This window comes from Thermomonas brevis (assembly GCF_014395425.1).
GTDB classification, from domain to species: domain Bacteria; phylum Pseudomonadota; class Gammaproteobacteria; order Xanthomonadales; family Xanthomonadaceae; genus Thermomonas; species Thermomonas brevis.
The window spans coordinates 2,817,933-2,842,071 of the sequence record NZ_CP060711.1; the positions used below are offsets into that span (position 1 = coordinate 2,817,933).

Below are 24,139 nucleotides of genomic sequence, written 5' to 3' on the forward strand. Positions count from 1 at the left end.
GTTCAGGACGGACACGGCAGCGCTTGCGCGGGGCGTTCGCTGCGCGGGCGGCCGACGTTGTTGACGATCACCCGGCCCAGCAGTTCGCCGCGCGCGTTGCAGATGGACAGGGTCAGGTTGGCGCCGGCGCTGGTGCCGTCCGGCAGGTAGCGCAACTGCTGGCGGCCGGCGCTGCTGGCGATGCGCAGGTGGCGGCTGGTCGGCTCCGTTTCCACCCGCAGCACGTCGTCGCCGCGGTCGGGCCTGCGGTTGCCGTCTTCGTCGACGAACAGCATCCAGCCCCGGCTCCAGTCGGTGCCGGCTTCGCAGGCATTGCCGTCCGGCGTCGGGCACAGCACCGTCCGGCGGTTGCGGGTGACCGCGGCCAGGCGCGCCAGCTGCATATGTGCCGTCAGCGAAGAAATGGCCGCGGAGGCGCGCTGGCGCTCGACGAGGGCGTCCATCGATGGCAGGGCAAGGCCGGCGAGGATCGCCATGACGGCGGTGGCGGCGGCCAGTTCGATCAGAGTGAAGCCGGCGTGGCGGTGCGGCATGGCGAAGCTCCCGTGGCGTGGGAACAGGCTGCGCGGCGGCTGCCGGGAACGGGATCGGCGACTGGCTGGCGCGGGCATCGGAAAACGCCTCGGGACGGGTCGGATTTCGTGACGATTCCGGTCACGGCAGCGGCGTAAACTCGATGGTTGCCTTCCCGCGCGCCGCCCGATGAGCCAGTCCGTTCCGTCCGATCTCGACCTGACCACCGCCTCCGCCGGCTTCGAGCTGGTCTCGCCGTATTCGCCGGCAGGCGATCAGCCTCGGGCCATCGAGAAGCTGGTCGCCGGCTTCGACAGCGGGCTGGCGAAGCAGGTGCTGCTGGGCGTGACCGGTTCGGGCAAGACCTACACCATCGCCAACATGATCCAGCGGGTGCAGAAGCCGACGCTGGTGATGGCGCCCAACAAGACGCTGGCGGCGCAGTTGTATGGTGAGTTCAAGGCGTTCTTCCCGCACAACTCGGTGGAGTATTTCGTCAGCTATTACGACTACTACCAGCCGGAAGCCTACGTCCCATCCAGCGACACCTATATCGAGAAAGACAGCTCGATCAACGACCACATCGAGCAGATGCGCTTGGCGGCGACCAAGGCGCTGCTGTCGCGGCGGGACACGATTGTCGTTGCCTCGGTGTCGGCGATCTACGGCCTCGGCGCACCGGAGGACTATCTGGCGATGCGGCTGATCCTGTCGCGCGGCGAGCGCATCGACCAGCGCGAGCTGCTGCGCCACCTGACCACCTTGCAGTATTCGCGCAACGAGATGGCGCTGGATCGCGGCACTTTCCGCGTGCGCGGCGAGACCGTCGATGTGTTCCCCGCCGAATCCGATCTGGAAGCGCTGCGCATCGAACTGTTCGACGGCGAGATCGAGCAGCTCTCGATGTTCGATCCGCTCACCGGCGAAATCCTGCGCCGCCTGCCGCGCTACGTGGTCTATCCCAAGACCCACTACGCCACCCCGCGCGAGCGCACGCTGAGCGCGGTGGACACGATCAAGGCCGAGCTGCGCGAGCGGCAGGAGCAGCTGTACGCGGCGAACAAGCTGGTCGAGGTGCAGCGCTTGTCGCAGCGCACCCAGTTCGATCTGGAAATGATGGCCGAGGTGGGCTACTGCAACGGCATCGAAAACTATTCGCGCCACCTGACCGGGCGCGCGCCCGGCGAGCCGCCGCCGACCCTGTTCGACTACCTGCCGGCCGATGCGCTGCTGGTGATCGACGAGTCGCACGTGACCATTCCGCAGATCGGCGCGATGTACAAGGGCGACCGCTCGCGCAAGGAAACGCTGGTGGAGTTCGGCTTCCGCCTGCCGTCGGCGCTGGACAACCGGCCGCTGCGCTTCGAGGAATGGGAGGAGCGCGTGCCGCGCAGCGTCTATGTGTCCGCGACGCCGGGGCCGTACGAACTGCGCGAGGCCGGCGACGAGATCGTCGAGCTGGTGGTGCGCCCGACCGGGCTGGTCGATCCGCAGGTGGAAATCCGCCCGGTCGGCACGCAGGTGGACGACCTGCTGGGCGAAATCCACGAGCGCGTGGCGCTGGGCGACCGCGTGCTGGTGACGACGCTGACCAAGCGCATGGCCGAGAACCTCACCGAATACCTGTCCGAGCACGGCGTGAAGGTGCGCTACCTGCATTCCGACGTGGACACGGTGGAGCGCGTGGAGATCATCCGCGACCTGCGGCTGGGCGTGTTCGACGTGCTGGTCGGCATCAACCTGCTGCGCGAGGGGCTGGACATGCCGGAGGTATCGCTGGTCGCCATCCTCGACGCCGACAAGGAAGGCTTCCTGCGCAGCACCGGCTCGCTGATCCAGACCATCGGCCGCGCCGCCCGCAACCTGCGCGGCAAGGCGATCCTGTATGCGGATCGCATCACCCGTTCGATGCAGGCGGCGCTGGACGAAACCGACCGCCGCCGCAACCGGCAGCTGGAATACAACGCCGAACACGGCATCACGCCGCAGTCGGTGCAGCGCGCCGTGCGCGACGTGATGGAAGGCGCGCGCGCCGAGCCGGGCGAATTGAAGGGGCGCGGCAAGGCGCGTCGCGTGGCCGAGCCGGAGCAGGAATATCTGCGGTTGTCGCCGTCGCAGCAGGCGGCGAAGCTCAAGGAGCTGGAGCAGAAAATGCACCAGCACGCCCGCGATCTGGAGTTCGAGGACGCGGCGCGGATGCGCGATCAGATCCGCAGGCTGCGCGAAGCCAGCCTCTGACGGTTCCCGATGCCGGAACGGCCCCGGAGGCGGGCGATCCGGCTTTTCGGGGAGGGACCAGGCAAAAGCGGGATGCCCGCTTGTCGCCGCGGGATTTATCAAGCTACAATTCGCGCCCCTTCGGGCGGTTAGCTCAGCGGTAGAGCACTACCTTGACATGGTAGGGGTCACAGGTTCGAACCCTGTACCGCCCACCACGCTTCACTCAGGCGTGGCAAACGAATTGGAGACAGGTGGCCCGCGGCAACGCCGGCCGAGCGTGCGACATGAACACTACCGGCGCCCACTGCTGATCCCTGCCGACGCATTCGCTCTCCCTTCAGTGTGGACAATCGAAAGGCGCTTCGGCGTCTTTTTTCGTTTTTGTTTTGTTTGTCCGTCCCTGAACAAAAGCCCGGCCATCCCTGGCCGGACTTTCCAAAAGAGCACAGCCCATGATCTCGATCACGCTTCCCGACGGCTCCCAGCGCCAGTTCGACGCCCCCGTTTCCGTCCTTGAAGTCGCCCAATCCATCGGCGCCGGCTTGGCCAAGGCCACCGTCGCCGGCGAGGTGGATGGCCGGCTGGTCGATGCGTGCGAGGTCATCGACCACGACGCCAGGCTGCGCATCATCACGCCCAAGGACGCCGAAGGCGTGGAGATCATCCGCCACTCCTGCGCCCACCTCGTCGGCCACGCGGTGAAGCAGCTCTATCCGGACGCCAAGATGGTGATCGGCCCGGTCATCGACGAAGGCTTCTATTACGACATCTACAACGAGCGCCCGTTCACGCCGGAAGACCTGGCGGCGATCGAGCAGCGCATGAAGGAACTGATCGCGCAGGACTACGACGTGGTCAAGCGGATGACGCCGCGTGCGGAAGTGGTCGAGACGTTCAAGGCCCGCGGCGAGGAGTACAAGCTGCGCCTGATCGAGGACATGGGGCCCGAAGTCACGGCGATGGGCCTGTACCATCATCAGGAATACGTGGACATGTGCCGCGGCCCGCACGTGCCGAACACGCGCTTCCTCAAAGCGTTCAGGCTCACGCGCATCTCCGGTGCGTACTGGCGCGGCGACTCCAAGAACGAGCAGTTGCAGCGCATCTACGGTACGGCGTGGGCGGACGACAAGCAGCTCAAGGCCTACATCCAGCGCATCGAGGAGGCCGAGAAGCGCGACCACCGCAAGATCGGCAAGCAGCAGGACCTGTTCCACCTTCAGGAAGAAGCGCCGGGGCTGGTGTTCTGGCACCCGAAGGGCTGGTCGCTGTGGCAGGTGGTTGAGCAGTACATGCGCAAGGTCTATCGCAACACCGGCTACGGCGAGGTGCGCTGCCCACAGATCCTCGATGTCGAGCTGTGGAAGAAGTCCGGCCACTGGGACAACTACAAGGACAACATGTTCTTCACCGAGTCCGAGAAGCGGACGTATGCGGTGAAGCCGATGAACTGCCCCGGCCACATCCAGGTCTTCAACCAGGGCCTGCACAGCTACCGCGACCTGCCGATCCGCTACGGCGAGTTCGGCAGCTGCCACCGCAACGAACCGTCCGGCGCGCTGCACGGCATCCTGCGCGTGCGCGGCTTCACCCAGGACGACGGCCACGTGTTCTGTACGGAAGCGCAGATCGAATCCGAGGTGCGTGCCTTTCACGAACAGGCGCTGAAGGTGTATGCGGACTTCGGCTTCGAGGACATCCAGATCAAGATCGCGCTGCGCCCCGAGTCCCGCCTTGGCGACGACGCCACCTGGGACAAGGCCGAGGACGCGCTGCGCTCCGCCTTGCGCGCTTCCGGCGTGGAATGGCAGGAATTGCCGGGCGAGGGCGCGTTCTACGGGCCGAAGATCGAATACCACCTCAAGGATGCCATCGGCCGCACCTGGCAGCTCGGCACCATGCAGGTCGATTTCATGATGCCGGGCCGGCTGGGCGCGGAATACGTCGATGAAAACAGCCAGCGCAAGCATCCGGTGATGCTGCACAGGGCCATCGTCGGCTCGATGGAGCGCTTCATCGGCATCCTGATCGAACACCATGCCGGCCAGTTCCCGGCCTGGCTGGCTCCGGTGCAGGCGGTTTTGATGAACATCACCGATGCGCAGGCCGACGCCGTCGAGGCCGCCAGAAAAACCCTTGCGAATCAAGGATTCCGGGTTGTTTCCGATTTGCGGAACGAAAAAATCGGCTATAAAATCCGCGAGCACACGCTGCAGCGCGTGCCGTACCTGCTGGTGGTCGGGGACCGCGAGAAGGAAAACGGCCAGCTCTCCGTGCGCACGCGGGGTGGGGAAGACCTTGGCAGCATGTCCGTTGACGCCTTCGCCGCGCGCCTGCGCGAAGAAGGAGCCGGCTGACGGCACCACCGCTTCGCGAAGCCCGAACGCCGGTTCCGGAACCGGCGTTCGAACCGGCCCGTCCGGGCCAACCCTTGGAGACAGCCACAATCAGTACCCCCGACAACAAGCAGAACCGCAGGAACAACGAGATTCGCGTCCCGCGCGTGCGCGTCATCGGCAGCGACGGCGAGATGATCGGCGTCCTGTCGCGCGACGAGGCGCTGCGCATGGCCGAGGACGAGGAGCTCGACCTCGTCGAGATCCAGCCCAACGCGGATCCGCCGGTCTGCAAGATCATGGACTTCGGCAAGTTCAAGTTCGAACTGCAGAAGAAGGCCAACGAAGCCAAGAAGAAGACCAAGCAGGTCGAGATCAAGGAAGTGAAGTTCCGTCCGGTCACGGACGAGGGCGACTACCAGATCAAGCTGCGCAAGATGCGCGAATTCCTGGTCGAGGGCGACAAGATCAAGGTCAACATCCGTTTCCGTGGCCGCGAGATGAGCCACCAGGAGCTGGGGCGCGAAATGGCGGCCCGGATCGAGGCGGATCTTGGCGAGGACATCGTCATCGAGTCCCGTCCGCGCCTGGAAGGGCGGCAGATGGTGATGATGATCGCGCCGAAGAAGAAGTGATGTTCGCGGCCGGACCCCGCAGGCGACTGCCGGGCGTCTCGGTCACCAAGCGAGTATCGGGGAGCGACTGACCGGGACGCCCGGCAGTCGCCACTCGGGATGCGCGGGGGATGAACCCGCTGATTTGCAAGGCAAAGATTGCAAACCCGACGGCAGCCGGCCATAATTGCCGGCCCGGTTCGCCGGGTTTGTTGTATGGCAACATCAGGACCCGCCCGGATTCCTTCGGAATCAAGGGCTTACCCACCGGCAAGGCAGGATGGAAAGCGTGGCGAAGCCGCAAGGCAGGAGCCGCCGCCTCGGCCAGTCAGTTGATTTCGCAAGGATCCCCAATGCCCAAGATCAAGACCAATCGGGCGGCGGCCAAGCGCTTCCGGAAGACCGCTTCCGGCAAGTACAAGTGCGGCCACGCCAACAAGAGCCACATCCTCACCAAGAAGGCGACCAAGCGGAAGCGCAACCTGCGGCAGACGAACCACGTTCGTGCCGAGGACGCGGGCCGTCTGGACCGCATGCTTCCGTATTTGTGAGGAGATAAGACATGGCACGAGTCAAGCGTGGTGTTACGGCGCGCCGCCGTCACAAGAAAATCCTGACCCAGGCGAAGGGCTACTACAACGCCCGCCGCAAGGTCTTCCGCGTCGCCAAGCAGGCCGTCACCAAGGCCCTGCAGTACGCGTACATCGGTCGCAAGCAGAAGAAGCGCCATTTCCGCACCCTGTGGATCGCGCGCATCAACGCTGCCGCGCGCGCCAACGGCATGAGCTACAGCCGCTTCATGAACGGCCTGCTGAAGGCCGGCATCACCCTGGACCGCAAGGTGCTGGCGGACATCGCCGTGCACGACGCGGCGGGTTTTGCGGCCCTGACCGAAAAGGCCAAGGGCGCTTTGGCGGCGTAAGCCGTCACTCCACAGCAGTTGTAGCGGCGGCCTCGGCCGCCATCACGTGGGGAAGGGCGCAAGTCCTTCCCCACGTCTGTTTATAGGGTTTGGTTTATGGGGATCGGAAACCAGATGAGCGACATCGAATCCTTGTCCACCCAGGCGCTGGCCGACATCGCCGGAGCAAACACGCCCGACGCGCTGGAAGCCCTGCGCGTGGCTCTGCTCGGCAAGAGCGGCAGCATCACCGCGCAGCTGAAGGCGCTCGGCGCGCTGCCCGGCGACCAGCGCAAGGCGGCGGGCGAGGCGATCAACCGCGCGCGCGACGCGATCTCCGAAGCGCTGTCCGCGTGCAAGACCGCGCTGGACGATGCCGCGCTGGACGCGCGCCTGGCCGGCGAGACCATCGACGTCACTCTGCCGGGCCGCAACGCCGGGCGCGGCGGCGTGCATCCGGTCAGCCGCACGCTGGAGCGCATCGTCGAGATCTTCGGCAAGCTGGGCTACGCGCTCGCCGATGGCCCGGAGATCGAGGACGACTGGCACAACTTCGAAGCGCTGAACTTTCCGCCGCACCACCCGGCGCGGGCGATGCACGACACGTTCTACTTCCCGCCCGACGGCAGCGGCGTGGCCCGCCTGCTGCGCACCCACACCTCGGGCGTGCAGGTGCGCTACATGGGCGAGAACAGGCCGCCGTTGCGCATGATCGCCGCCGGCAAGGTGTACCGCAGCGACAGCGACCAGACCCATACGCCGATGTTCCACCAGGTGGAGGGCCTGCTGGTGGACGAGCACGCCAGCTTCGCCGACCTCAAGGGCACGCTGGCCGAATTCGTGCGCGCGTTCTTCGAGCGCGATTTCGAGATGCGCTTCCGCCCCAGCTATTTCCCGTTCACCGAGCCTTCGGCGGAAGTGGACATCGCCTGGCAGCAGGCCGATGGCGGCACGCGCTGGCTGGAAGTGCTGGGCTGCGGGATGGTGCATCCGAACGTGCTGAAGAATGTCGGCATCGACCCGGAGAAGTACACCGGCTTCGCCTTCGGCCTGGGCGTGGAACGCTTCGCCATGCTGCGCTACGGCGTCAACGACCTGCGCAGTTTCTTCGACAACGACGTGCGCTTCCTGCGCCAGTTCGCCTGAGGTGCCGCGATGAAGTTCTCCGAAAACTGGCTCCGCCAGCACGTCAAGACGGGCGCCACCCGCGAACAGCTGGCGGCCACGCTGACCGCGATCGGCCTGGAGGTCGAGGAACTGGCGCCATTGGGCGACGGGCTCGACGGCGTGGTCGTCGCGCGCATCGTCGAATGCGCGAAGCATCCCGAAGCCGACCGCCTGCAGGTCTGCCAGGTCGATGCCGGCAACGGCGCGATGCTGCAGATCGTCTGTGGCGCGCCGAACGCACGGCCGGGGCTGGTCGCGCCGCTGGCGACCATCGGCACGAAGATCGGCGAGATCACCATCAAGGCGGCCAAGCTGCGCGGCGTCGAATCGAACGGCATGCTGTGCTCGGCGAAGGAGCTCGGCCTCGACGCCGATGCGTCCGGCCTGTTGGAACTGCAGGCCGATGCGCCGGTGGGCGCGCCGCTGGCCGACTATCTAGGCCTGCCGGATGCGAGCATCGAGCTGAAGCTGACGCCGAACCGCGCCGACTGCTTCGGCGTGCGCGGCATCGCCTTCGACGTGGCCGCCGCCACCGGCTGCGAGGTCGAACCGCTGTCCGCCGCGCCGGTGTCCGTCGCCAGCGCGGCGACCCTGCCGGTGGAGCTGGGCGCAGGCGCGGAAGCGCCGCGCTATGCCTGCCGCGTGATCGAGGGTGTGGACGCGAACGTGGCGACGCCGGTCTGGATGGCCGAGCGCCTGCGCCGCAGCGGCGTGCGCCCGGTCAGCTTCCTGGTCGACGTCACCCAGTACGTGATGCTGGAACTCGGCCAGCCCATGCACGCCTACGACCGCGACCTGCTGAAGGGCCCGGTCGGCGTGCGCCGGGCGCGCGACGGCGAAACGCTGGTGTTGCTCAACGGCGACGAGGCGAAGCTCGACGCGCAGTTCCTCGTGATCACCGATGCGGATCGCGCGGTCGGCCTGGCCGGGATCATGGGCGGCAACGACACCAAGGTTGGCGCGGCGACGCGCAACGTGTTCCTGGAGGCCGCGCATTTCGCGCCGGCCGCGATCATCGGTCGCAGCCGCAGGCTGGGCTTGCATACCGATGCCGGCCACCGGTTCGAGCGCGGCGTCGATCCGGAACTCCCGCCCGTCGCGGTCGAATACGCCACGCGGCTGATCGTGGACATCGCCGGCGGCAAGCCCGGTCCGGTGGTCGATGCGGTGCGTGAAGCCGACATGCCGAAGCCGCAACTCGTCCGTTTGCGCCGCGCGCGCCTGGCGCGCGTGCTCGGCACGCAGGTGCCGGACGGCGAAGTGGCGCGCATCCTCGGCGCGCTCGGCTTCGCGGTGGCGGCGACCGACGACGGCTGGCAGGTGACCGTGCCGCCGCGCCGCTTCGACATTGCGATCGAGGAAGACCTGATCGAGGAAGTGGCGCGCATCCACGGCTACGACGCGATCCCGACCACCCTGCCGGGCGGGGCGACGCGGCTGGTGCCGGCCACCGAGACCCGCAGCAGCGAACACGACGCGCGCCGCCAGCTGGTCGCGCGCGACTACCTGGAAGCGATCAACTACGCCTTCGTCGACGCCGATCTGCTGGCGACGTGGCGGCTTGCGGACGGCAGCGTCGCGCTGGCCAATCCGCTGAGCGCCGAACTCGGCGTCATGCGCACGCGCCTGCTGCCCGGCCTGACCGCGGCGCTGGCGCGCAACGCCGCGCGGCAGCAGTCGCGGGTGCGACTGTTCGAGATCGGCAGGACGTTCGGGATGGGGGGCGATGCGCCCGTCGAGACGATCCGCATCGCCGCCGTCGTTTGCGGCGACGCCGCGGCGGAGCAATGGGGCGAAGCGTCGCGCAAGGTCGATTTCCACGACCTCAAGGGCGACCTCGACAGCCTCGCCGCGCTGTCGGGTGCGACGCTCGACTGCCGCGCGTCGGCCGAGCCGTTCGCGCATCCGGGCCGTTCCGCAGACGTCTTCCGCATCGGCGAAAACGGCGAGGCCGTGCGCATCGGCTGGATCGGCCAGCTGCATCCGCGTTTGCAGCAGGCGCTGGGCCTGGATACGGACGTGTTCGGCTTCGAACTCGAGCTCGGGGCGCTGCTCGCGCGCGGGTTGCCGCGTGCGAAGGCGCTGTCGAAGTATCCGTCCGTCCGCCGGGATCTCGCGTTCGTCGTCCCGGAAAACGTGTCCTGGGCGGCGCTGAAGGCGACCGCGGAATCCGCCGCCGGCCCGACGCTGCGCGGGCTGGTGCTGTTCGACCGCTACGCCGGCAAGGGCATCGAAACGGGTTTCAAGAGTCTCGCCATCGGCTTGATTTTGCAGGACGAATCGCGCACGCTGGCCGACCGTGACGTGGATGCCGTGGTGGCGGATGTGGTGGCCGCATTGGGCAAGGAACACGCTGCGGTCATCAGGCGCTGACAGGGGACGGCAATGGCGTTGACGAAGGCGGAAATGGCGGAACGCATCTACGAGGAGGTCGGGCTGAACAAGCGCGAGGCCAAGGAGTTCGTGGACGTGTTCTTCGATGCGCTGCGCGAGGCGCTGGAGCAGGGCCGGCAGGTCAAGCTCTCGGGCTTCGGCAACTTCGACCTGCGCCGCAAGAACCCGCGCCCCGGCCGCAATCCCAAGACCGGCGAGGAGATCCCGATCTCCGCGCGCACCGTGGTTACGTTCCGCCCCGGCCAGAAGCTGAAGGAGCGCGTGGAAGCATTTGCGGGCGCCGGCGGCACGGAGGCGGCGCATGCTTGATCCGGGCAGCAACCGCGAGCTTCCGCCGATCCCGGCCAAGCGCTATTTCACCATCGGCGAAGTCAGCGAACTGTGCGACGTGAAGCCGCACGTGCTGCGCTACTGGGAAACCGAGTTTCCCAGCCTGGAACCGTCCAAGCGCCGCGGCAACCGCCGCTACTACCAGCGCCACGACGTGCTGATGGTGCGGCAGATCCGCAGCCTGCTGTACGAACAGGGCTACACCATCGGCGGCGCGCGCCTGCGCCTGGAAGGCGAGGGCGCGAAGCAGGAATCGGCGCTGAGCAACCAGATCGTCCGCCAAGTGCGGGTCGAGCTGGAGGAAGTGCTGCAGATCCTGCGCCGCTGACTCGCCTCGCCGAAAGCGGGCGGGCTCGGGTATAATCGCCGGCCAATCTTCGGGGTATAGCGCAGCCTGGTAGCGCACTTGTCTGGGGACAAGTGGTCGTCGGTTCAAATCCGGCTACCCCGACCAATTCATACATTGGCTCCGTGCTTGGAGCCAAACGCGAAAACCCCGCCTTTTCAGGCGGGGTTTTTCGCGTTTGGGCGATAATAAAACGCTGTTTTGCTTCATCTCCGGAATCAAGGACGTTTGCACATGACGACATGGCTGGTCACCGGCGGCGCCGGTTTCATCGGTGGCAACTTCGTGCTGGAGGCGGTGCGCCGCGGCATCAAGGTGGTGAACCTGGATGCGCTGACCTACGCGGGCAACCGCGACACGCTGGCGTCCATCGACGGCGATCCGAACCACGTGTTCGTGCACGGCGATATCGGCGATGGCGCGCTGGTGGCGAAGCTGCTGGCCGAGCACCGTCCCGACGCCGTGGTGAACTTCGCCGCCGAGAGCCACGTGGACCGCTCCATCGACGGCCCGGCCGCGTTCGTGCAGACCAACGTGGTCGGCACGCTGGCGCTGCTGGAGACGGTGCGCGATCACTGGAAGGCGCTGGACGACGAGGCAAAGCAGGCGTTCCGCTTCCTGCACGTCTCCACCGACGAGGTCTACGGCACCCTGGGCGAGACCGGCAAGTTCAGCGAAACCACGCCGTATGCGCCGAACTCTCCGTATTCGGCGTCGAAGGCCGCGTCCGACCACCTGGTGCGCGCCTTCCATCACACCTACGGCCTGCCGGTGCTGACGACGAACTGCAGCAACAACTACGGCCCCTACCACTTCCCCGAGAAGCTCATTCCCCTGGTGATCGCCAAGGCGCTGGCCGGCGAGCCGCTGCCGGTTTACGGCGACGGCAGGCAGGTGCGCGACTGGCTGTTCGTCAGCGACCACTGCGAGGCGATCCGCACCGTGCTCGCGAAGGGTCGCGTCGGCGAGACCTACAACGTCGGCGGCAACGCCGAGAAGCAGAACATCGAGGTGGTGAAGGCGATCTGCGCGCTGCTCGACGCGCGCCGTCCGCGCGAGGATGGAACGCCGCGCGAATCGCAGATCACCTTCGTCGCCGACCGCCCCGGCCACGACCGCCGCTACGCCATCGACGCCAGCAAGCTGCGCGACGAACTGGGCTGGGAGCCGAAGTACAGCTTCGAGCGGGGCATCGCGGAAACGGTGGACTGGTACCTGGCCAACCAGGATTGGGTGAACCGCGTGCTGGACGGTTCCTATCGCTTGGAGCGCATCGGGGTGGCGGCATGAGCGCGCGCAAGGGCATCGTCCTCGCCGGTGGTTCCGGCACCCGGCTGTATCCGATCACCCAGGCGATCAGCAAGCAGCTGCTGCCGGTGTACGACAAGCCGATGGTCTATTACCCGCTCAGCGTGCTGATGCTGGCGGGCATCCGCGAAGTGCTGATCATCAACACGCCGCACGAGCAGGCGCTGTTCCAGCGCCTGCTGGGCGACGGTTCGCAGTGGGGCATGCGCATCGAATACGCGGTGCAGCCGAGCCCGGACGGGCTGGCGCAGGCGTTCCTGATCGGCCGCGAATTCCTCGCCGGTGGCCCGAGCTGCCTGGTGCTGGGCGACAACATCTTCCACGGCCACGGCCTGACCGATCTGCTGCAGCGCGCCGACGCGCGCGACGCGGGCACCACCGTGTTCGGCTACTGGGTGCGCGATCCGGAGCGCTACGGCGTGGCCGAGTTCGACGCCGCAGGCAAGGTGGTCGGGCTGGAGGAAAAGCCGGCGAAGCCGAAATCCCACTACGCCGTCACCGGGCTGTATTTCTACGACGGCCGCGCCAGCGACTTCGCAGCGTCGCTCCAGCCGTCGCCGCGCGGCGAGCTGGAAATCACCGACCTCAACCGTCGCTATCTGGAGGACGGCTCGCTGCACCTGGAGAAGATGGGACGCGGTTACGCCTGGCTGGACACCGGCACCCACGAATCGCTGGTGGAGGCCTCCACCTTCATCCAGACCATCGAAACGCGCCAGGGCCTGCGCGTATGCTGCCCAGAGGAAATCGCCTTCTTCAACGGCTGGATCGACGCCGATCAGCTGCGCGCATTGGCCGCGCCGCTGGCGAAGAACGGCTACGGGCAGTACCTGCTCGGCCTGATCGAGCAGGGACGCATCGCGTGAAGATCATCGAAACCGAATTGCCGGGCTGCGTGGCGATCGAACCGGCGGTGCACGGCGACGAGCGCGGCTTCTTCTACGAAGGCTGGAATGCCGAACGTTTCGGCGAGCACGGCCTGCCCACCCGCTTCGTCCAGCACAATGTCTCGCGCTCGCAGCGCGGCGTGCTGCGCGGGCTGCATTACCAGTGGCCGAACAATCCGCAGGGCAAGCTGGTCAGCGTGCTGGAAGGCGAGGTGTACGATATCGCGGTCGACATCCGGCGCGGTTCGCCGACGTTCGGCCAGCATGCGGCCGTCGTCCTGAGCGCGGACAACAAGCGCCATTTCTGGATTCCGGAAGGCTTCGCCCACGGCTTCCTGGTGCTGAGCGAAACGGCGCTGTTCACCTATCTGTGCACCGCGCCCTACGATCGCGCCAGCGACAATTCGCTGCGCTGGGACGATCCGCAACTGGGGATCGACTGGCCGCTGGCGGAAGTGTCGCTGTCAGCCAAGGACGTGGGCGCGCCGCTGCTGGCGGACGTCGCGCCGGAACGACTGCCGCAGTACGCCGCATGAAGCTGCTGGTGCTGGGCGGCAACGGCCAGGTGGGGCGCGAGCTGCGCCGCAGCCTGCCGGCTTTGGGCGAAGTGGTGGTGGCGACGCGCGATGGTGCGGAGGCCGACGCTGTTGCCGACTTCGATGCCCCCGAATCGCTGGCGGACTTGGTGCATCGCATCGCGCCCGACGTGGTGGTCAACGCCGCCGCGCATACCGCGGTGGACAAGGCGGAAAGCGAGCCGGACGCCGCGTTCCGGGTGAACGCGCTCGGTCCCGCCGCGTTGGCGCAGGGCTGCGCCGCGACAGGCGCCTTGCTTGTGCACTATTCGACCGACTACGTGTTCGACGGCAGTGGCTCGCGCCCGTATCGCGAGGACGATGCCACGTCGCCGCTGGGCGCATATGGCGCAAGCAAGCTGGCCGGCGAAGAGATGATCCGCGCCAGCGGCGCGCGCCACGCGATCCTGCGCACGGCCTGGGTGTATGCGGCGCACGGAAAGAATTTCCTGCGCACGATGCTGCGACTGGCGGGCGAGCGCGACGAGCTGCGCGTGGTCGCCGACCAGGTCGGCGCGCCGACGCCGGCCGCATGGATCGCCGATGCCACCGCGCGAATCATCGCGCATGGAGTGCCGGCATCCGGCACCTGGCATCTGGTCGCCGCCGGCGAAACCAGCTGGCACGGCTTCGCCGACGCGATCATGGACGAAGCGCTGGCGGCGGGACTGCTGAAGCGCCGGCCGCGCGTGCTGCCGATCGCGACCGCCGACTATCCGACTCCCGCGCGCCGTCCCGCATATTCGGTGCTGGACACCGCGAAGCTGAGCGCCGATTTCGGCATCGTTCCGCCGGATTGGCGCGACGGGCTGCGCGCGGTGCTTGCGGCATGTGCTGCGGAGAAGGGCGTTTAGACGCGGATCAAAGCCGATGTACGCGGATGAGTTTGCTCCGCGTTGCTTGATCCGTTTTTTCCCGCGTTGATCCGCGTCAGGAACGCTTTTGGGCCGCGTCGAGAGCGGAGTAGTACCAGTGCCAGGGCTCGTACACGATGCCGTGCGGGTTGTCGCGCGGGTAGCTCATCGCGAAGCCGTGTTCGCCGGCATGTCCGCGCAGCCAGGCGAACGCGGGCGTGCGCTCGAACGATTCCTCGGCCGGCGGTTCGTCCGGCGTGCCGATGTCCAGCGCCAGTCCGGAATGGTGCTCGGAGAATCCCGGCGCGGCGTTGACCGCGAGAATGTCCTCGACCTGCAGCCCGCGCGCCAGCTTCCGTTCGAAGATGCCGAGCTGGTAGTCGTGGCTGCGGTAGCCGGAGATCGCCTCCAGCACGATGCCGTCGGCCAGCGCGGCATCGCGCAGGCGCAGCCAGCCGCGGGCGGCGTCGATGCGCAGCCACAGCGGACGACGCCAGCGGTCGAAGCCGGCGAAGGCCAGCCAGTCCGGTTCGGGCACGAGGTCGAGGCCGGTGCTTGCGGCATAGCCGTCGGCATCCAGACCGAGGGCATCCAGCCGTTCGTGCAGGCGATGCAGCGGCAGCGTGCCGACGTGTTCCAGCCCATTGCGGGGATGCAACGGATGCGCGGCCAATGCGCGCCGCGCCACTGCCATCCCCGGTTCCCGCTGCAAGGCCGGCCGCAGCGCATGCAGGCCATCGTCCAGTTCCGCCGCCAGATACGCGCCGTCGCGCTTGCGCCGCAGTACGCGCCGCGCCCGCGCCAGCAGGCGTGCGTGCGCATTGCCGCGCACGCGCAGCAGGTCGGCCGGCCAGAGTTCGATCTCCGGCGTGTTGCGCAGGACGGCCTTGAGCGGGAGCGGGGGCGTGCGCGTCATGCCGGCAGGATAAAGAAAACCCGCCCGGCTGTGCGCCAACCGGGCGGGTGCGGCGTCCATGCCGCCGGGGTGGAGAGCCCCCGAGTCAGAAACTCCAGGACACGGAGACGCGGTAATTCCGGCCGGGCTCCGAGTAGCGGCCGATGCCGTCGTCGGTGGCGTAGCCGTAGAGATAGAAATCGCCGCGGCTCACGTTGCGGATGCGCGCCCACTGGTAGTAGCGCTCGTCGGTCAGGTTGTAGACGCCGGCGTTGATGCGCAGGTGGTCGTTGACGCGGTAGCTGCCGAACAGATCCAGCACGGTGTAGGCGTCGCTGAGGAAGGCGGGGTCAGGCCGCCCATGACGTCCTTCGTCTGGTAAACGTCGCCGGCTTTCTTGGCCAGCGCGTGGGTCACGTTGCCGGTCAGACGCAGGCGTCCCTGCAGGCCTTGCCAGCTCAGACCCAGTACGCCGCGATCGGGGTTGATGCTGTTCAACGGATGGCGCGGTTCCTTGCCTTCCTGGGTGCTTTCGTTGTGCGTCCACGCCGCGCGCAGCAGCCAGGCGTCGCCCAGGCGCCACAGGCCTTCCAGCTCGTAGCCCTTCACCGCGACGCTGCCCAGGTTGACGGTGGTGGTGACGTCGTAGCCGTTGCGCTTGCTGCACACGCCGCGGGTGCAGCTCTGATACTCGACGTTCGCGTTTTCGGTGACGCGTACGCTGTCGAGGAAATCCTCGTAGCGGTCGCGGAACACCGACACGCCGAAGCGCGTGCGCCCGCTCTGCCAGCGGTAGCCGAACTCCAGGTTGAGGCTGGTTTCCGCGTCCAGATCCGGATTGGCGGCGGTGGTGGGCACGGTCACGACCTTGCCAGTGGCGACTTCGGTGATGTCGGCGGTGCTGGTCGGCGCGTACATCTCGCCGGTAGTGGGTGCGCGGAAGCCGCGCCCGGACTGGAACCACAGCGACTGGTGCGGCAGGAACTCGTAGCTCAGGCCGGCCTGCCAGGTGGGCGCGGCGAAGCTGACGTCGCGCACCGTGCCGCTCTTGTCCACGAAGGTCGGCGACAGGTGCGGCGAATAGTCGTAGCGGTCATAGCGCGCGCCCAGGGTCAGCTGCAAGCGGTCGCCGAGCAGGCCGATGCGGTCGCGCAGGTACAGATTGCTGGCGACGGCGTCGGTGCCCGGCACCTGCGCCGGATCGACGGTGGCGGTGTCCAGCACGCCGGCGTTGTTCCAGCGGTAGTCGATGGCGTTGAAGTCGATCTTGCGCTTCTGCCAGGCAGCGCCGTAGGTCAGTGCGTGGCGAGCGGTGCGCTTGGCGAAGTCCAGCGCCAGCTTGTCCAGGCCCTGCTCGGTGGTGCGGTCTTCGGCGCGGTTGCAGGTCTTCGCCAGCGTGCAGGGCGTGGTGTTGGGCGTCGCGGTCGGGTTGGCCGAGCTGCCGCTGCCGGCGACGATGCGGGTGATGCCGCGACTTTCGGTGTCCTGATGGTCGAGGCGAAGCTCCAGGCTGTCGAACGCGGCGGTGTTGGCCGTCCAGTTGTAGATCAGGCCGTAGCGGTCGCGGGCGCTGTGGTCGTCGCCGATGCGCGACAGATAACCGGGCGGGGCCACGCGGGTCAGGTTGTCCACCAGGTTGTCCACGCGGTTGCGCTCGTAGGTGAAGCCGAGGCGGTGCGCGTCGGACAGTACGAAATCGAGTTTCGCCAGCACGTTGGTGCTGTCGTGGTCGATGGGGTCGGGCAGGCGGCGGTTGCTGCCGATCTCGACGGCGGTGCTGTCGTACCAGCCTTCCGCCTCGTGCGCCTGGCGGCGGGTATAGACCAGCATGGATTCGACGATGCCGGTGCGGTTGGCAAGCGTCAGCGAACCCAGCTTCTCGCCGTTGTAGCCGGTGTAGCCGAACTTGCCGCCGAGGTAAGTGTCGTTGCCGTCGGCCGCGAGATAGTCGCGCGCTTCCTTGGTGGTGAACAGCACCGCGCCGCCCAGCGCGCCGCTGCCGGCAGTGATGGAGTCGGCGCCCTTGACGACTTCCACGCTCTTGAGCGAATCGATGTCCACGCCGCCCTGGCCGGCGCGGAAGAACTCGTAGTCGCGCGCGGTTTCCAGCCCTTCCGCCATCGACAGCCCATCGACGGTCATCGCCACGCGGTCGCCTTCGATGCCGCGGATGTTGAAGCCGTTGTCGCCGAAGCGGCCCATGTCGGAGACGCTGACGCCGGGGATGTAGCGGATCACGTCTTCCATGCTCTCGGCCATCTCGTCTTCGAGCTGGTCGGCGTCGAGTTTCTTCACGTTCTGGTTGGGCGATTTCTGTTCGTCGCGGGTGCCCACGACCTCGACGGTATTCAGGGTTTTGGCGCGTGGCTTGCCGTCGGCGGTTTCGTCGTCGGCATGCGCGAGCGCGGGCAGGGACAGCGCGGCGGCGATCGCCAGCGCCAGCAGGCGGGGGTTGGGGGTCATGGTGGAGCTCCGCAGTCAGGAAAAAGGGGAGAGGGCGCGCACCGGGCGGCGCACGGGAGTCCTGGCGGAACATGCTGTCGGCATGCGTTGCTGGGGCGCGGGGCGCCGAGGGCGCCCCGCGGGAGTGCGACCATCGGCCGGCGGGATGCGCCGGCGACGGGGATTCGCGGGAGGATCAGCGCGTGGCGATCACGGCTTGGTCTTGCGCGCCGGCGTCTGCTGTTGGAGGCCGGCGTGCTGCACCGGCGCGGCCGGCAGCGTGGCGTCCGTCGCATCGACGATGCCGTCGTGGCTGCGGTCGGCGGCGTCGAACATGCGCTTGCCGGAAACCTGGTACTCGGCGAAGGTCATCTTGCCGTCGTTGTCCTTGTCCAGCGAACGGAACCGCACGCGCGTCTGCGTATCCGGCGCCTTGCCGCGCTCGGCGATGCGCGCATCCAGACGGGCGGTGAACTCGGCGAGGTACTCGTCGGGAGACAGCGCGCCGTCCTTGTCGGCGTCGGTGCGGGCGAACTGTTCGTCGCGGCGGGCGGCGAACTCCTCGTGCGACACCAGGCCGTCCTTGTTGGTGTCGTACAGCGCCAGGAAGCCTTCGGCGGTATGGCTGTCCGGCAGCCCCAGCATGCCGCCGCCGCGCGCGCGCAGCGAGGTGTCGCTGCCGTCGTCCAGCGCAGTCAGCGTCTTGCTGCCTTCGGTGAACACGCGCTCGCCGCTGGCATCGAACTCGGTGCGCGAAATCCTGCCGTCCTTGTCCGTGTCCAGCGCGTCGAAGCGCACGCGGGTCTGCGCGAGTTGCGAGGTGCGCTCCTGCGCCACCGCCTCGCGGCTGCGCGCAGCGAACTCGGCCACGTATTCCTCGACATCGACGGTGCCGTCATGGTTGCTGTCGGTGGCGTCGAAGCGGGTGCGGCGGAAGCCGTCGAACTCCGCCCAGTCGAGCTTGCCGTCGCCGTTGTCGTCGAACTGGGCGATGAAGTTGGTCACGTTGTCGCCCATGCCGCCGATCAGCGGGCGCTGTTGCTGCGCCGTCTGGGCCAGGGCGGGGAAAGCCAATGCGCAGGCGATTGAGCAGGCGAGCGCGCCGGCGAGCAGTCCGGTTTTCATGTCGATCTCCAGGAGGAAAAAGCGTGCGGCTTACTGCGCGAGCACGCGGAAGGTCAGGGTGTAGCTGTTGCTGTATTCGGGTGCGCCGCTCCCGGCCGGGGCCGGGGTGCGATGGCGCGTGAGCGCGACCCAGGTGCCGGCCTGCCGCAACTCCATCGCGGCCTTGCCCTGCGCATCGGTGGTCAGCTTGACGACCTGCGGCTTGCGGTCGGACGTCCACACCGCTTCGGTGATCTCCACCGGCTGGTTGGCCAGCGGCTTGCCGTCGTACTGGACGACGAAGGCGAATCGCTCGCCGACGAACAGGTCGTTGGGATGGTCGATGGCGACCAGCTCCAGCCCCTTGCCGCGAGGCGCCAGGGCGGCGCGGTCGGGCGCGCCGGCGGTGACGTAGGTTTCGGCCAGCGTCAGCGACTGGAAGTCGGACACGATCTTCGCGCCGGCCGGAACCTTCGCCTCGGCATCGCGCGAGCTTTCGCGCTTGCCGTCGACCTCCCAGGTGCGGAAGCGCGCGCCCAGGCGCGGCCCGGTGCTGAAACGCCAGGTGCCCGGCGTCTTCGCCAGGGTGTGTTCGACGACGGTGCGCAGCTTGAACAGCTGCACCTTGTCCGGCGCGCCGCGTTTGCCGTCGGGGCCGATGACGGCGAACTCGCCGCCATCGAACGCCACCTCGGGAACGAGGAAGGTTTCGGTGAAGGCGGCGTCCAGCGCGATGGTGGCGCCCGGTTGCGGGGCGAAGTCGCTGGGCGCCAGGTAAGGCGTGTGCGCGGAGACGGCGAAAGCGATGCTGGCGGCCAGCAGGCCGGTCAGCAGGGGCAGCGTTTTCATGCGGTTCCAGTCCTGTGGAGTAGGCGAGGAGCTGGCGGAACCGGAACGTGCGGCTGCTGGCAAGCGCGTATTGTGCTGTTAAACGAGAATTATTTGCAATAACGAATGCGCATGCCGGAGGCGTCGGCGCGCACGGTGGACCCCCATGGGTTGCCCGGCCGTTTCGGAAGCTCCACGGCCGGGTGCCGCGTCATGGGGAGCGCGATGACACCAGCGCATCCAGCAGCGCCTGCGGCCGTTCCAGGCTGAGCAGGAGTTGCTGCTTGCCGTCGCGCAGCGGCAGCCACAGCACGCGCTCGCGCTGGGTGAGCAGGCAGAACGCCTTGCCGAAGTCGCCGCGCAGGCGGAAATGGCCGGCGTGGAAGCCCGGCATCGACATGCCGTTGCTCTTCAGCCACGGGCGCAGTTCGGTGCGTTCGGCAAGATTCACGGTGCGCGCGCGGTCAAGATCCAGCTCCGTCACCGCGACGCGCTTGCGGTACATCGCGGCGCGCACGTCGAGGATGCCGTCCTGCAGCGTCACCGAGCGCCGCCGCGTCGCCAGCAGCAGGAATATCAGCACCAGCGGGATGATCACGAACACCGGCAACATGCCGTGCGTGGACTGGCGCGTCAGCCACAGCGCGCACACGATGCCGAGCGGCAGCGCGCCGCCCAGCAGCACCAGCATCATCCATGCGAAGGGGGAGGGCGGACTGACCGCGAACGATTGCGAAGCCGGCTGCGTACGCATGGCGTCAGTGCGCCTTGATCCAGGCCGCCACGTCGTCGATCAGTTGCGGATCGACGTGGCCGGGCTGCTGGTATTCGGCGAGGGAGCCTTCGCCTTCGCCGGCGATGCCGAGGTGGTTGAGCTTGTCGTACAGCTTGAACGCCACCTTCGGATCGTCGTGGAAGGCGCCCTTCCAGTTCTGCCAGTCGGCGTCCACCACCTGGATGTCGCGCGCGCCCTGCAGCACCAGCATCGGCAGCTTGACCCGCTTCGCCTCGGCCACCGGGTCGACGCCGTCGATGCTGCGCCAGTAGCCGACGGGCAGGCCCATCGGGCCCTTCGCCGCCGGATCGGTGGCGGAGTCGCGGGCGACGCGCACCTGCGCGATCAGTGCGTTGATCGCGTCGCGCTCGGCGTCGCTGGTCTTGCCGTCGTCGAGCACGGCGAGGCGGCGGTTCTGTTCGATCAGGATGTCCAGCAGCGGGCGCGCCGGCGCGGCCAGAAGGATGAGGCCGTCGACATGGCCGGACAGCGCGGCGATGCGCGGTGCCATCAGCCCGCCCTGGCTGTGGCCGAGCACGAAGATGCGCTTGGGATCGACGCCTTCCGCCTTGCGCAACACATCGACCGCCAGCACCGCATCGAAGGTGGTTTCCTGATCGACGCCGAACTCGCCGCCGGTGAAGTCCTGCGGGCGCGCCTTGGTGCGCTTGTCGAAGCGCAGCACGGCGATGCCCTGCGCGGCCAGGCCGCGGGCGATGTCGAGGAAGGGCTTGTTGGGGCCGATGGTCTCGTCGCGGTCGTGCGGGCCGGAGCCGTGCACCAGCACGACGGCGGGGAACGGACCGTCGCCTTTCGGCATCGCCAGCGTGCCGGGCAGGGCGCGTTCGCCGTCGCCGACCATCAGGTCGCGCTCGACGTAGGCGGCATCGTCGGCCACTGCCGGCGCGGGCGCGGCGGTCTGCGCGGGCTGGACGACGAAGCCGGCGATCTTGCCTTCGGCGTCGATGGCGAACTTCGCCACCAGCTCGGCCTTCTCGAAGTGCAGCGGGATCTGCACCATCGTCGCGCCGCCCTGCGCGGAGACGGTCGCCTCGCCGCGTCCTGTGGCCTTGCCGACCTGCGCCGGCAGCGATTCCCACACTGCCTTCAGCTTGTCGGCCGGCACCGCCGCGGCCATCTGCGCGCCGAACAGGGCTTCGACCTGCGTGTAGTCGCCGGCGTCGAGGCGATCCAGGGCCTGGCTGGCGAGGGCAGCCGGATCGGCGGTTTGCGCGCTCGTTCCCGCGGACAGCGCGAGCGAGGTGGCGAGGAGGAGGGAGAGCATCGCAGGGCGCATGGTCAGGCTTCCTTCTTGAAGACGAGGATGGGCGAAGCGACGGTGGGTGTGGCGTGGATCAGGTTGACCAGCTCCCAGCCGGCACGGCCGTGCTTGTCCAGTTCTTCCTGCAGGGCTTCCGGCTTGAAGCCGCCCATCAGGCCGGTCGGTACTTTCACCACCAGGTATTTCCACTGCTTGCTCACGCTTCATCCTCCGGGTTCGTTTTCGGCGCGGGCATCCGCCCGGCCTTGCGCAGCGCGTCGCGCAGCACGTATTCGATCTGCGCGTTGAGGCTGCGGAGTTCGTCGTCCGCCCAGCGCTGCGCCGCCGCCAGCACTTCGGCGTTGATGCGCAGCGGGTAGGCTTTCTTCTCCGCCATCGCGGCCTACTTCCGGCGACGCCGGCGCGCGGCGATGGCGACGATGATGATCACGACGACGGCGCCGCCGATTGCGGATGTCATGGCGGCCTCCTCAGTACAGCGTGCCGGCGTTGACGATCGGCTGGGTGCTGCGCTCGCCGCACAGCACCACCAGCAGGTTGCTGACCATCTGCGCCTTGCGCTCCTCGTCCAGTTCGACGACGCCGTTCTTCTGCAGTTCGGCCAGCGCCATTTCCACCATGCCCACCGCGCCAGCGACGATGCGGGTGCGCGCGGCGATGATCGCGTTGGCCTGCTGGCGCTGCAGCATCGCCTGGGCGATTTCCGGCGCGTAGGCGAGGTGGCTGATGCGCGCGTCGAGCACCTGCACGCCGGCGTCGGCCAGCCGCTCGGCCAGTTCTTCCCTGAGGTGCTGGCTGATCTCCTGCGCGTGGCTGCGCAGCGCGACCTGGCCTTCCTCGTGCTGGTCGTAGGGGTAGCTGGTCGCCATCGTGCGCAGCGCGGATTCGGACTGGATGTGGACGAAGCTCTCGTAGTCGTCCACGTTGTAGACGGCCTCGGCAGAATCCACGACCTGCCACACGATCACCGCGGCGATCTCGATCGGGCTGCCGTCCAGCTCGTTGACCTTGAGCTTGCCGCTCTCGAAGTTGCGCACGCGCTGGCTGACCTTCTTCTTGCTGTAGAAGGGGTTGTTCCAGCGCAGGCCGTTGTCCTTGACCGTGCCGACGTACTTGCCAAACAGGCTGACCACGGCGGACTGGTTGGGCTCGACCATGTACAGGCCGCACAGGCACAGCAGCGCGACCAGCCCGATGGCGACCGCGGAGACCAGCTGGACGACCGACGGGCCGGCGTCGCTGCCCGCACCGGTGCCGGTCACGAACAGCCATGCGGCGAGCAGGCAGGCGACCAGCAGGGCCAGCAGCATCGGGATGCCGGGAAGGGAGCGGATCGGATGTTCTTTCATGGTCGGGCTCGCCGGTGGGTGGACGAGTAATTGATATCAAAATGATATCTATCTAGGCAAGCGCCTCCCGACGGACGGTCGCCGCGGCGTTCCTGTCATTGCTGGGGGACGAGGTAGAACAGCGGCGCCGGGCGCGATTCGCCGGTGGCGTAGAGGCCGGCGCCGCCCGCGCTCCAGCCGAGCGCCTCGGCCTGCGGAATCAGCGGGATGTCGTGGGCCTCGGGCGCGTGCGTCACCGCGTCGGCCCAGCTTTCGCCCTCGCCGCGGCGGTAGAACAGCACGCTGCCGTAGGTGAGCACGGCCAGCGTGCGCCGGTCCGGCGAGATGTCGGCGGCGGTGACCTGCGAGAACAGCGCGGCTAGCTTCGGGTCGCTGCGCCGCAGTTTTTCGCCGACCTGCGGCACGTCGGCCAGCCGGCCGATGCGGCGCGCCTCGCGGACCGCGCCGTGCGGATCGGCCAGCGGCAGCGCGAACAGCTCCGGCGGCACGCGCTTCTTGGAGACCAGCAAGACCTCGTCCTGCGCCGCGTCCACCGCCACCGCCTCGCAGTCGCGCGGGCCGTCGGGCCAGCGCGCGCGGATCGTCCAGGCAGGCGCAAGCGTGCCGTTTTCGAGCTTCGCCGGTTCCTCGAACACGTGCAGCGCGAAATCACGCCGCCGGCCGCCGTTGTCGCCGGTGTCGGCCAGCAGCAGGTAGTGGCGGCCGTCGAGGTCGAAGCTGGCGATGTCCTCCCAGTCGACGTTCTTCGCGCCCTGCACGTCGAAGCGCGCCAGCAGCCGGCCGCGCCGGCTGATCGCGTACAGCCGCGCCGGGTTGCCGCTGTCGTTGTGGACCCACAGCACGTCTTCGTGGACGTGCGAGGCGGCGAGGCCGCTGATTTCGTCCAGCTGGTCGGCCGTCACCAGCCCCGCCAGCCGCGAAAACGGCAGAGACGGCGGCGAGCACGCGGCCACGCCCAGCAGCAGCGCGGCCAGCAGCGGCATCCGCGGGAAGGAGGGAAACGGCATCCGCACAGGATC

Annotated in this window: 25 protein-coding genes and 2 tRNA genes; 15 read left to right on the forward strand and 12 right to left on the reverse strand. The window is 67.9% G+C overall.

Going from position 1 to position 24,139, the window contains the following annotated elements:
* Window positions 1-2: 2 nt before the first annotated feature.
* Window positions 3-533 carry a GspH/FimT family pseudopilin gene (locus tag H9L17_RS13100; protein ID WP_187571969.1) on the reverse strand — a complete coding sequence of 177 codons (531 nt, stop codon included), beginning with the start codon at window positions 531-533 and terminating at the stop codon, window positions 3-5.
* 169 nt (window positions 534-702) lie between these two features.
* Between H9L17_RS13100 and uvrB the strand changes: the two genes are divergently transcribed.
* The 15 genes from uvrB (at window position 703) to rfbD (ending at window position 14,445) form a co-directional block, all read left to right on the forward strand.
* Entirely contained in the window at window positions 703-2,751 is a 2,049-nt protein-coding gene (gene uvrB / locus H9L17_RS13105; protein WP_187569870.1) for an excinuclease ABC subunit UvrB, read from the forward strand.
* Between the two features lie 122 nt (window positions 2,752-2,873).
* A tRNA-Val gene (locus H9L17_RS13110) sits at window positions 2,874-2,948 on the forward strand.
* A 237-nt stretch (window positions 2,949-3,185) separates the two neighbouring features.
* A complete protein-coding gene (thrS, locus tag H9L17_RS13115) occupies window positions 3,186-5,090 on the forward strand; it encodes a threonine--tRNA ligase (RefSeq protein ID WP_187569871.1) in 1,905 nt (634 codons plus the stop codon).
* 89 nt (window positions 5,091-5,179) lie between these two features.
* Window positions 5,180-5,704 (forward strand): translation initiation factor IF-3, encoded by a 525-nt coding sequence (infC, locus tag H9L17_RS13120; RefSeq protein WP_246455230.1) that lies wholly within the window; start codon window positions 5,180-5,182, stop codon window positions 5,702-5,704.
* Between the two features lie 332 nt (window positions 5,705-6,036).
* Window positions 6,037-6,234 carry a 50S ribosomal protein L35 gene (gene rpmI, locus H9L17_RS13125; RefSeq protein WP_027083463.1) on the forward strand — a complete coding sequence of 66 codons (198 nt, stop codon included), beginning with the start codon at window positions 6,037-6,039 and terminating at the stop codon, window positions 6,232-6,234.
* Window positions 6,235-6,245: 11 nt separating this feature from the next.
* A complete protein-coding gene (rplT, locus tag H9L17_RS13130; RefSeq protein ID WP_187569873.1) occupies window positions 6,246-6,605 on the forward strand; it encodes a 50S ribosomal protein L20 in 360 nt (119 codons plus the stop codon).
* 114 nt (window positions 6,606-6,719) lie between these two features.
* Entirely contained in the window at window positions 6,720-7,730 is a 1,011-nt protein-coding gene (gene pheS, locus H9L17_RS13135; protein WP_187569874.1) for a phenylalanine--tRNA ligase subunit alpha, read from the forward strand.
* A gap of 9 nt (window positions 7,731-7,739) precedes the next feature.
* Window positions 7,740-10,124, forward strand: a complete 2,385-nt coding sequence (pheT, locus tag H9L17_RS13140) for a phenylalanine--tRNA ligase subunit beta (RefSeq protein WP_187569875.1) — start codon at window positions 7,740-7,742, stop codon at window positions 10,122-10,124.
* A gap of 12 nt (window positions 10,125-10,136) precedes the next feature.
* Window positions 10,137-10,454, forward strand: a complete 318-nt coding sequence (locus H9L17_RS13145) for an integration host factor subunit alpha (RefSeq protein WP_187569876.1) — start codon at window positions 10,137-10,139, stop codon at window positions 10,452-10,454.
* Window positions 10,447-10,803, forward strand: a complete 357-nt coding sequence (locus tag H9L17_RS13150) for a MerR family transcriptional regulator (RefSeq protein ID WP_187569877.1) — start codon at window positions 10,447-10,449, stop codon at window positions 10,801-10,803. The genes H9L17_RS13145 and H9L17_RS13150 overlap by 8 nt, the downstream gene beginning before the upstream one ends.
* A gap of 50 nt (window positions 10,804-10,853) precedes the next feature.
* A tRNA-OTHER gene (locus H9L17_RS13155) sits at window positions 10,854-10,929 on the forward strand.
* 126 nt (window positions 10,930-11,055) lie between these two features.
* Entirely contained in the window at window positions 11,056-12,111 is a 1,056-nt protein-coding gene (gene rfbB, locus H9L17_RS13160; protein ID WP_187569878.1) for a dTDP-glucose 4,6-dehydratase, read from the forward strand.
* Window positions 12,108-12,995 (forward strand): glucose-1-phosphate thymidylyltransferase RfbA, encoded by an 888-nt coding sequence (gene rfbA, locus H9L17_RS13165; RefSeq protein ID WP_187569879.1) that lies wholly within the window; start codon window positions 12,108-12,110, stop codon window positions 12,993-12,995. Before rfbB ends, rfbA begins: the two co-directional genes overlap by 4 nt.
* A complete protein-coding gene (gene rfbC, locus H9L17_RS13170; protein ID WP_187569880.1) occupies window positions 12,992-13,552 on the forward strand; it encodes a dTDP-4-dehydrorhamnose 3,5-epimerase in 561 nt (186 codons plus the stop codon). Before rfbA ends, rfbC begins: the two co-directional genes overlap by 4 nt.
* A complete protein-coding gene (rfbD, locus tag H9L17_RS13175) occupies window positions 13,549-14,445 on the forward strand; it encodes a dTDP-4-dehydrorhamnose reductase (protein ID WP_187569881.1) in 897 nt (298 codons plus the stop codon). Before rfbC ends, rfbD begins: the two co-directional genes overlap by 4 nt.
* Window positions 14,446-14,521: 76 nt before the next feature.
* On the opposite strand, the gene H9L17_RS13180 is transcribed toward rfbD, so the two are convergent.
* From H9L17_RS13180 to H9L17_RS13225, 11 genes are all read right to left on the reverse strand, one after another.
* Entirely contained in the window at window positions 14,522-15,361 is an 840-nt protein-coding gene (locus H9L17_RS13180) for a M15 family metallopeptidase (protein ID WP_187569882.1), read from the reverse strand.
* Between the two features lie 85 nt (window positions 15,362-15,446).
* Entirely contained in the window at window positions 15,447-15,662 is a 216-nt protein-coding gene (locus tag H9L17_RS16160) for a TonB-dependent receptor (RefSeq protein WP_281401891.1), read from the reverse strand.
* Entirely contained in the window at window positions 15,593-17,803 is a 2,211-nt protein-coding gene (locus H9L17_RS13185) for a TonB-dependent hemoglobin/transferrin/lactoferrin family receptor (protein ID WP_281401892.1), read from the reverse strand. Before H9L17_RS13185 ends, H9L17_RS16160 begins: the two co-directional genes overlap by 70 nt.
* Window positions 17,804-17,992: 189 nt before the next feature.
* Entirely contained in the window at window positions 17,993-18,907 is a 915-nt protein-coding gene (locus H9L17_RS13190) for an EF-hand domain-containing protein (RefSeq protein WP_187569883.1), read from the reverse strand.
* A gap of 30 nt (window positions 18,908-18,937) precedes the next feature.
* Window positions 18,938-19,735 (reverse strand): DUF4198 domain-containing protein, encoded by a 798-nt coding sequence (locus H9L17_RS13195; RefSeq protein ID WP_187569884.1) that lies wholly within the window; start codon window positions 19,733-19,735, stop codon window positions 18,938-18,940.
* Between the two features lie 190 nt (window positions 19,736-19,925).
* Entirely contained in the window at window positions 19,926-20,468 is a 543-nt protein-coding gene (locus H9L17_RS13200; RefSeq protein ID WP_187569885.1) for a hypothetical protein, read from the reverse strand.
* 4 nt (window positions 20,469-20,472) lie between these two features.
* A complete protein-coding gene (locus H9L17_RS13205) occupies window positions 20,473-21,774 on the reverse strand; it encodes an alpha/beta hydrolase (protein WP_187569886.1) in 1,302 nt (433 codons plus the stop codon).
* Window positions 21,775-21,788: 14 nt separating this feature from the next.
* Complete coding sequence (locus H9L17_RS13210; protein ID WP_187569887.1) at window positions 21,789-21,971, reverse strand: DUF4177 domain-containing protein; 183 nt, start codon at window positions 21,969-21,971, stop codon at window positions 21,789-21,791.
* Window positions 21,968-22,147: a type II toxin-antitoxin system antitoxin gene (locus tag H9L17_RS13215; RefSeq protein ID WP_187569888.1), complete on the reverse strand. Its 180-nt coding sequence runs from the start codon at window positions 22,145-22,147 to the stop codon at window positions 21,968-21,970. The genes H9L17_RS13210 and H9L17_RS13215 overlap by 4 nt, the downstream gene beginning before the upstream one ends.
* 94 nt (window positions 22,148-22,241) lie before the next feature.
* On the reverse strand, window positions 22,242-23,120 hold the full coding sequence (locus tag H9L17_RS13220) for an SPFH domain-containing protein (protein WP_187569889.1): 879 nt from the start codon (window positions 23,118-23,120) through the stop codon (window positions 22,242-22,244).
* Window positions 23,121-23,215: 95 nt separating this feature from the next.
* Window positions 23,216-24,127, reverse strand: coding sequence for a hypothetical protein (locus H9L17_RS13225; protein WP_187569890.1), 912 nt, complete (start codon window positions 24,125-24,127; stop codon window positions 23,216-23,218).
* Window positions 24,128-24,139: the final 12 nt, after the last annotated feature.

Excerpts from the sequence above, each read along its gene's own strand:
- H9L17_RS13100 (WP_187571969.1), bottom strand. The coding sequence starts at position 533 with ATGCCGCACCGCCACGCCGGCTTCACTCTGATCGAACTGGCCGCCGCC.
- uvrB (WP_187569870.1), top strand. The coding sequence starts at position 703 with ATGAGCCAGTCCGTTCCGTCCGATCTCGACCTGACCACCGCCTCCGCC.
- thrS (WP_187569871.1), top strand. The coding sequence starts at position 3,186 with ATGATCTCGATCACGCTTCCCGACGGCTCCCAGCGCCAGTTCGACGCC.
- rpmI (WP_027083463.1), top strand. The coding sequence starts at position 6,037 with ATGCCCAAGATCAAGACCAATCGGGCGGCGGCCAAGCGCTTCCGGAAG.
- rplT (WP_187569873.1), top strand. The coding sequence starts at position 6,246 with ATGGCACGAGTCAAGCGTGGTGTTACGGCGCGCCGCCGTCACAAGAAA.
- pheS (WP_187569874.1), top strand. The coding sequence starts at position 6,720 with ATGAGCGACATCGAATCCTTGTCCACCCAGGCGCTGGCCGACATCGCC.
- pheT (WP_187569875.1), top strand. The coding sequence starts at position 7,740 with ATGAAGTTCTCCGAAAACTGGCTCCGCCAGCACGTCAAGACGGGCGCC.
- H9L17_RS13145 (WP_187569876.1), top strand. The coding sequence starts at position 10,137 with ATGGCGTTGACGAAGGCGGAAATGGCGGAACGCATCTACGAGGAGGTC.
- H9L17_RS13150 (WP_187569877.1), top strand. The coding sequence starts at position 10,447 with ATGCTTGATCCGGGCAGCAACCGCGAGCTTCCGCCGATCCCGGCCAAG.
- rfbB (WP_187569878.1), top strand. The coding sequence starts at position 11,056 with ATGACGACATGGCTGGTCACCGGCGGCGCCGGTTTCATCGGTGGCAAC.
- rfbA (WP_187569879.1), top strand. The coding sequence starts at position 12,108 with ATGAGCGCGCGCAAGGGCATCGTCCTCGCCGGTGGTTCCGGCACCCGG.
- rfbD (WP_187569881.1), top strand. The coding sequence starts at position 13,549 with ATGAAGCTGCTGGTGCTGGGCGGCAACGGCCAGGTGGGGCGCGAGCTG.
- H9L17_RS13180 (WP_187569882.1), bottom strand. The coding sequence starts at position 15,361 with ATGACGCGCACGCCCCCGCTCCCGCTCAAGGCCGTCCTGCGCAACACG.
- H9L17_RS13185 (WP_281401892.1), bottom strand. The coding sequence starts at position 17,803 with ATGACCCCCAACCCCCGCCTGCTGGCGCTGGCGATCGCCGCCGCGCTG.
- H9L17_RS13190 (WP_187569883.1), bottom strand. The coding sequence starts at position 18,907 with ATGAAAACCGGACTGCTCGCCGGCGCGCTCGCCTGCTCAATCGCCTGC.
- H9L17_RS13195 (WP_187569884.1), bottom strand. The coding sequence starts at position 19,735 with ATGAAAACGCTGCCCCTGCTGACCGGCCTGCTGGCCGCCAGCATCGCT.
- H9L17_RS13200 (WP_187569885.1), bottom strand. The coding sequence starts at position 20,468 with ATGCGTACGCAGCCGGCTTCGCAATCGTTCGCGGTCAGTCCGCCCTCC.
- H9L17_RS13205 (WP_187569886.1), bottom strand. The coding sequence starts at position 21,774 with ATGCTCTCCCTCCTCCTCGCCACCTCGCTCGCGCTGTCCGCGGGAACG.
- H9L17_RS13215 (WP_187569888.1), bottom strand. The coding sequence starts at position 22,147 with ATGGCGGAGAAGAAAGCCTACCCGCTGCGCATCAACGCCGAAGTGCTG.
- H9L17_RS13220 (WP_187569889.1), bottom strand. The coding sequence starts at position 23,120 with ATGAAAGAACATCCGATCCGCTCCCTTCCCGGCATCCCGATGCTGCTG.
- H9L17_RS13225 (WP_187569890.1), bottom strand. The coding sequence starts at position 24,127 with ATGCCGTTTCCCTCCTTCCCGCGGATGCCGCTGCTGGCCGCGCTGCTG.